This window comes from Nocardioides pelophilus (assembly GCF_014180685.1).
GTDB classification, from domain to species: domain Bacteria; phylum Actinomycetota; class Actinomycetes; order Propionibacteriales; family Nocardioidaceae; genus Nocardioides; species Nocardioides pelophilus.
On the sequence record NZ_JACEHF010000281.1, the window covers coordinates 1 to 2,220 of the forward strand.

Sequence of the window (2,220 nt, forward strand, 5' to 3'; positions counted from 1 at the left end):
GGCCGGCGCTCACCGGTCGGCCTCGCTGTCGACGTACGTCCGGGTCATCCGGCCTCCGATCCTGGTCACGATCTCGTAGTTGATGGTGCCGCACGCCTCCGCCCAGTCCTGGGCGGTCGGCACGCCCGGGCCGCTGCCGAACAGCACCACCTCGTCACCGATCGCCGCGGTGTCGCCGCCCAGGTCGACCATGACCTGGTCCATGCAGACCGACCCGCGGATCGGGCGGCGCTTGCCGCCCACCGCGACCTCCGCGCTGCCGCCGGGATGGAACGCGTGGCGCGGGATGCCGTCGCCGTAGCCGACCGGCACCAGGCCGACCGTCGTCGGCCGGTCGGCGACCCAGCGGTGCCCGTAGGAGACGCCGTCGCCCGGCGCGAGCTCCTTGACCAGCGCGAGGCGGGTGCGCACCGTCATCGCCGGCACCAGACCGAGGTCGGGCGTGCGGCCGGGCGCGGGGTCGAGCCCGTAGACCGCGATCCCGCAGCGGACCGCGCCGAAGCGCGACGACGGGCGGAGGACCGCGGCGGCGGAGTTGGCCAGGTGCAGCAGCCCGGGTTCGAGACCACTGTCCGCGGCGAGGGCGACCGCAGCCAGGAAGGCCCGCTCCTGGCGGTCGTTGGCGGGGTGGTCCGGCTCGTCGCTGCACGCGAAGTGCGACCAGAGGCCGGTGACCTTCCAGCTGCCCTCGCGCTCGCCGGCCCGGGCGCGCGCGAACAGGTCGGCCCATGTCGAGCGCGGCGCGCCGCCCCGGCTGAGACCGGTGTCGACCTTCAGCTGGACCCGGGCCCGTCGGCCGACGGCCTCGGCCGCGGCGGCGATCGCGTCGAGCTCGGCGACGGAGTACGCCGTCACGTCGATGCCNGCGACGGAGTACGCCGTCACGTCGATGCCCTCGAGCAGGGGGCGCTCGAGATCGACACCGGGGAGCATCAGCCAGCACAGCAGCGGACCGGCGTACCCGGAAGCGCGCAGGGTCAGCGCCTCGTCGACGGTCGCGGTCGCGAGCCACTCGGCACCGCCGTCGCGCGCGGCGCGGGCGGCCTCGACCATCCCGTGGCCGTAGCCGTCGGCCTTCACCACCGCGATGAGCGGCACGCCGACCAGCTCGCGCAGCACGCGCACGTTGTGACGGATCGCCGCCACGTCGACGACGATCTCGGCGAGCGGGCCCTCCCGGACGACAGCCGGCTGGTCGGACATGGTCCGATCCTCCCATCACGCCGGCAGCGTCGCGACGACCCCCGGAAGTGCGCGCGCCACGTCGCTCGCGACGATCGGTCCGTCCTGGGACGCGAGGGTCGCGGCAGCACCGTGGAGCCACGAGCCCACCGAGGCGGCGTCGTACGGCGAGAGGCCGGCCGCCAGCAGGGCCCCGATCAGGCCACCCAGCACGTCGCCGGCACCCGCGGTCGCCAGCCAGGGGACACCGGTGGTGGTGACCCGGACCGGGCGGCCGGGCTCACCGATCAGCGAGTGGCGACCCTTGAGCAGCACGGTCGTGCGGAACAGGTCGACCGCCGTCCGCAGGTGGTGGAGCGGTCGGGCCTCGACATCCGCGCGCTCCGCGCCGAGCATCGTGGCCAGCTCGCCGGCGTGGGGGGTGAGCACGGCGGGACGGCCGGTCACCCTGTCGGCGAACTCGAGCGCCGCCGCGTCGACGACCAGCGGCACGTCGTCGTCCAGCGCCACCCCGAGCGCCTCCTCCGCGGTCGCGTCGCTGCCGGAGCCGACGACCCAGGCCTGCACCCGGCCCTCCCCCACCACTTCCGGGTACGCCGCGCGGACCTGGTCGCGCACCTCGGCGTCGCCGACGAAGCGGACCATGCCGGCGAACCCGCACGCGGCGCCGGCGACGCTCAGCAGCGCAGCGCCCGGGTAGGTGGTCGAGCCGGCCCGCACGCCGACCACGCCCCGGGTGTACTTGTGCGCCTGTCGGTCCGGCCGGGGCAGCAGCGCCGCCACGTCGCTCGGCTGCAGCGCCTCGAGCGCCGGCTCGGGCAGCTTGAGGCCGATGTCGACCAGGTGGACCACGCCGCTGTGCATCGCGGCCGGGTCGACCAGGTGGGCGACCTTGTGGGTGCCGAAGGTGACCGTGACGTCGGCGCAGACGTGCGGACCCGCCAGCTCGCCGGTGTCGACGTCGACCCCGGACGGCGTGTCCACCGCCACCACCGGGATCCCGGCGACCGCCGCCAGCGCCTCGGCGGCAGCAGCGCG

General features: G+C 75.7%; 2 protein-coding genes. Both read right to left on the reverse strand.

Going from position 1 to position 2,220, the window contains the following annotated elements; genetic code table 11:
• Positions 1 to 9 precede the first annotated feature (9 nt).
• A complete protein-coding gene (gene alr / locus H0488_RS22910; protein WP_183101487.1) occupies positions 10 to 1,203 on the reverse strand; it encodes an alanine racemase in 1,194 nt (397 codons plus the stop codon).
• 15 nt (positions 1,204 to 1,218) lie between these two features.
• On the reverse strand, positions 1,219 to 2,220 hold a 1,002-nt coding region (locus H0488_RS22915), incomplete at its 5' end, for a bifunctional ADP-dependent NAD(P)H-hydrate dehydratase/NAD(P)H-hydrate epimerase (RefSeq protein ID WP_183101488.1).